Raw genomic sequence first — 4393 nt, 5'->3', positions numbered from 1 at the left:
GACCAGTTAATCAAATTATTGATTTGATCAAAAAACGTATGCTTGCATTTACGCCGACTAGCTGATATATCTGATAAACTTAACTGACCACTTACTTTTATTGACATAACAATATCATAAATTTTTTACTACACAACCTAAACAATAATTACAAGTTAAGCTTTTAATAAAATTAACAATTACTTTTTTATCCTAAAATCTAAAAACCTATTGCAATGGCCTCATTAAATAAGATTATCGTAATTAAAGAGCTGGAATAAGGTCGCTCGGATCTGTCGCGTCTATAGTTAATTTTTTGTAGGCCTGTCCTTTGTCCTAAATTTTAGGTACTATGCGCCCATAAGTTTAGCAAAGTTCTCAAAAGTAGATACCTGTTTTTTAGCTCCGATTATCTATTTCTATAGAATTTATACAATAGACTGAATATCATACTTAGATAAACCGGTAAATAACATTACTTTTTCCACTTGAAATCCATCTTCAAGCATAGCCCTAGCTATAGAAATCGCTTTCTCCTTTTCTCCCTTTTTTTCGCCTATTCGGATTCCCTCTAGCTTACCTTTTTCTTGTCCTATTAGGATTCCTTTTTCTTTACTTTGTTTTTTAGATAGTTTAAGTTCTTCTTGAAACTTTTTTTCTACATAATCAAACTTTTTTCAAATTGTTCTTTTAGTTCAAAGCTAGGAATATATTTAATACTCTTACGCAATCTATCCATAACCCTATAATCAGCGAAACTATAATAGCCATGGTATTGCCTTTCGGAAATAATTAAATGATCCATAACGTGGATATCTAATATTCTACCTACTTGAATCATTCGATCTGTAGCATCCAGGTCATAATCGGAAGGTTCCATTTCACCAAAGGGGTGGTTGTGAATCATAATGATACTGGCTGCCTTCTTTTGAGAAGGGAAACTCATGATCTCCTTAGGATCTACTGACGTAAAATAAGCACTACCTACACTAACTAGTTCGATATTTACAATAAGATTCCGTATGCTTAAGGCTATCACCCATAAATGCTCTTTGCTTAAATCTGGTTTATCTTTTCTTTTCAGTACCTTAAGCATCACATTATAGGCATCAACCGCATCGTGAATCGCTATTTTATCTTGGTTGCTTAAATAAATTAGCATGATATTAGCCTATTTAAGTAATAATTGCAATTCATACATCAGGTTATCTCATTTAATGCTTCTTCTATGTATTCATCAATAACATGAGGCCGTTGCAATAGAAAATCACAAAGAATATTTTAGCTATTATTGCATATATTTTCAGTAAAATTCTGGATTTTTATGTCTTTTATAGGACATAAAACAACAATTACATAGCTATTTTTTTGTTTTTAGTACACTCTACTTTTCTATTGCAACGGTCTCGAAATATCATAGAATGGCGTATCAATATGTGAGAGAACCTTTGCGATTTGAGGATTCAGATCACTTTTTTCTTCCCATTTGATCTATTCATTTTAATTTTATGAAAACATACTTTTGAGAAACAAAACTAGTTTTTTTCTGTCCTATTTTTTGAGTCCACTATACAGAATATTATTTTATCAGTATATATAGTAGTTTTATTTGAATAATTTTTGTATACTTGAAGAGTTGATTAATAACATAAATAAAGTTAGATGTGTTTTACAAAAAATTAATACATTTATAATTTATATAAGTCTTTTTTAACGTAAAATCTATTATAATTATGGTAAAAAAATTATTTTACATATTAAATATATTTGCTTGCACCGAGCTCATTTCTTGCAATAGTATGAATGTGAATAAAATGCATCAGGAAGAAAAAACTATTAGTAAATCGGATGAAAAAGAAAGTACTGATGAATCGGGTGAGTTAACCCCAGGTACTAGTAAAGAGAGTAAGGAAGAAGCACCTACAAGTAAAAGAAAAAAAAGACAAAAAAAAGATGATAAAAAAAGACCAACAAAGGACAAAACTACTGGTGTAAAAAATTTAAGAGAAAAGTGCGTGGAAAAACTTAACGATTTAATTAAAAAAGAATTAGGATCTACATTGCCTGAAAATTATACAAATTTTTTGATTGATAATGAGCAAAATAAATTTGGAAAAGAAGATTTAAATATTGATCCAATTTGTATTTTTTCTTTTCAAACTCCTAAAGATGAAAAATATGTGAACCCTGTAGTAGAAAGTGAAATTGAGAGGTATAAAAGCCTTTCTTACGCTTTTCCGACAGATAAAGTAGGAATAGGACAAGGGAAAATACAGGCTCCTTTTTGTATAGCTTCGTATTCTGAGATTTATGATAATGATAATGATAATGATGAAACCATGGTTCGTTACTATATAGATCTGAAATTTGATCATAGAAGCATTCCTTTAAAGGTCCATAGAGTACGTAATAATGCATTAGAATCAATTCATGTTTATAGTATGAATGATTTTATAAAATACTGTAAAGAACAAAGTCCTAGACTTTTAGATTCTATAGGACATATAGAATCTAAAAGTTCTAAAACTTAGAGTATTTTGTTATAAGTGTTATTACTTACTTATACATAAGTATAAAATATAAAAAATATTTATGAGTGACAATAATTTTTATTTTAAACTTAATTTAAGTAAACTACTACTTTTTTTAAAATTAAAGATCTATAATAGATCAAGTTTTTTGGTTCTATCTCTTTATTTTATATTTTTTCTTGGTTGTAGATCCGGAATACAATATAATTCATTTCCTGCAATAGACACAAAAGTAGAAAAAATAAATAATAGTCTAAATGGTTATCGCCTATCTTATAAGGATATAATAGCACCTTACTTGCATGATGCTATATTAAAAGGATTTTTACATAATTCTCCAAATCGTCAAAGATACAATTTAGAAGCAAATAATAATCTAGAAGAAGGTTTAGGGTATATATTTTTTAATACTTTAAGGGCTAAGATGAGTGTAGCTGGTCTTCGACTTTATAAGAATTTAAATCTTTGGCAAGGTCGTGATAATGATCAAGGATATCGTTGCCCAAGACCATGGAAATATATGAATAGAGAAATAGGTGGGGTAAATTATGGAGTATTTTATTTGGACTGTGTACAAATGGGTGAATACTACAAGATTGATTCAAATAATCCTATTAGAAATTATGATTATATAAATAATGAAGGTAAAAATTATGCTAAGGCTCCATATATGAAAGTGTATTATAATACTCATACTAATGGTAACGATATAGAAGAAAGAAGCAGTAGTTTTAAGTTACATATTGATCATTTAATGAAAGATAATTTATATTTAATAGAACTTCCTGATAAATTACATCAATTAAAAACAAAACATTTAGATCCATTTATTCTTTTGAGAGAAGAAATTAATAGAATATCAGTATCTGTTAATAATTATTGGAAAACAAGAGAAGATTATATAAGTGCAATGGATAATGATTTTAGTAATTGTAGATGTGGAAACCAATTTGAACCTCCTACAAATCAATTAATAGCCAATCATCAACATAACCATGATTGGAAAAATAATTGGATTGCTAAAATGAACAGAAGCAATGTCGTTACATTGATAGCTTAGGTGTGGACTCTGTCTAGTGTGGTAGAGCCTGTAAATTATTTGGATCTGTCGCATATGTTTTAAAAAACGGTTAAATTGGGAGTTTAGTTTGAGATTTTGGTTAGATGTTTAGTATCATGCCCAGATTATTGCCATCTTTTAAAGGATTTTTCTCATCACCGGATTTAATCCTTCTATTTGTGTACATGAAATGCCGATTTTCATTAATCTATAGAGATCTACAAGAGATTATGCATATCAGAGGCGCAAAGATTGATCATTCCACTTTAAAAAGATGGGTTATTAAGTTTGTTCCCCTCATAGATCAAGAAGTTAGAAAAAGGAAACAGGGTCCTAGGCAAAATCGTGCGTGTAGGGTCGAGCAATGGCGCGGTAGTTTTACCCCGGTTTCCATCACCCGCCTCGTCAAACGCAGCATACAGATTTCCCGTACTAAGGGTATTTGGGGTCACGTCAGGAAACGGAAAATAAAGCACGCTAAGGATTTTGTAGTGTTCTTAGTGGCCTAAATTTACCTGGACTGATCTTTCCTCTTCTAGGCCAAATATAATCTCCTGTTAGATTAATATGCTCCCATCCTAGTGGCGATAAATATTGATAAAGTGTATCATCTATCATCTTTTTTTTATAACGTAGTGCCTCTGTGGCCCTTTGCAAATAGACGGTGTTCCATAGTACAATTGCGGCAGTGATGAGATTAAGACCACTTGATCGATAGCGTTGATTATCAAATTTTCTATCCCTTATTTCACCAAGTCTATAGAAAAAAACCGTTCTGGCCAGCGCATTTCTCGCTTCGCCTTTATTCAAAGCGACCTGTACC

The 4393-nt window shown here is 30.5% G+C and carries 5 protein-coding genes and 2 pseudogenes; 3 read left to right on the top strand and 4 right to left on the bottom strand.

Translation table 11 applies throughout. The features are described from left to right. The 3 genes and pseudogenes from ACRRVB_RS04845 to ACRRVB_RS04840 form a co-directional block, all read right to left on the bottom strand. Positions 1-107: pseudogene (locus tag ACRRVB_RS04845) on the bottom strand (IS5-like element ISCca3 family transposase); the annotation flags it as partial. Between the two features lie 300 nt (positions 108-407). Continuing rightward, the gene (locus tag ACRRVB_RS05070; RefSeq protein ID WP_490036319.1) at positions 408-506 is read right to left on the bottom strand and encodes an Rpn/YhgA-type helix-turn-helix domain-containing protein; all 99 of its coding nucleotides are present in this window, start codon (positions 504-506) and stop codon (positions 408-410) included. A gap of 131 nt (positions 507-637) precedes the next feature. Continuing rightward, positions 638-1141 carry a JAB domain-containing protein gene (locus ACRRVB_RS04840; protein WP_432466829.1) on the bottom strand — a complete coding sequence of 168 codons (504 nt, stop codon included), beginning with the start codon at positions 1139-1141 and terminating at the stop codon, positions 638-640. A gap of 652 nt (positions 1142-1793) precedes the next feature. Here ACRRVB_RS04840 and ACRRVB_RS04835 point away from each other — a divergent pair. The 3 genes and pseudogenes from ACRRVB_RS04835 to ACRRVB_RS04825 all read left to right on the top strand — a co-directional run. Then, positions 1794-2510: a flagellar basal body-associated FliL family protein gene (locus tag ACRRVB_RS04835; RefSeq protein WP_432466828.1), complete on the top strand. Its 717-nt coding sequence runs from the start codon at positions 1794-1796 to the stop codon at positions 2508-2510. Between the two features lie 61 nt (positions 2511-2571). After that, a complete protein-coding gene (locus ACRRVB_RS04830; RefSeq protein WP_432466827.1) occupies positions 2572-3570 on the top strand; it encodes a hypothetical protein in 999 nt (332 codons plus the stop codon). Between the two features lie 104 nt (positions 3571-3674). Next, positions 3675-3899 (top strand): annotated as a pseudogene (locus ACRRVB_RS04825) (IS6 family transposase); the annotation flags it as partial. A gap of 148 nt (positions 3900-4047) precedes the next feature. Here the strand turns inward: ACRRVB_RS04825 and ACRRVB_RS04820 are convergent. Then, a partial coding sequence (locus tag ACRRVB_RS04820; protein WP_432466826.1) for a Tn3 family transposase occupies positions 4048-4393 on the bottom strand: 346 nt, incomplete at its 5' end.

The organism is Candidatus Cardinium hertigii (assembly GCF_050864855.1).
Taxonomy (GTDB): Bacteria; Bacteroidota; Bacteroidia; order Cytophagales; family Amoebophilaceae; genus Cardinium; species Cardinium hertigii_C.
The sequence above is the reverse complement of the archived record's forward strand: the minus strand, read 5'-3'. Positions and strand labels throughout refer to the sequence as shown.

Coding starts and splice junctions, on each gene's coding strand:
- ACRRVB_RS04830 (WP_432466827.1), top strand. CDS start 2,572: ATGAGTGACAATAATTTTTATTTTAAACTTAATTTAAGTAAACTACTA.
- ACRRVB_RS04835 (WP_432466828.1), top strand. CDS start 1,794: ATGCATCAGGAAGAAAAAACTATTAGTAAATCGGATGAAAAAGAAAGT.
- ACRRVB_RS04840 (WP_432466829.1), bottom strand. CDS start 1,141: ATGCTAATTTATTTAAGCAACCAAGATAAAATAGCGATTCACGATGCG.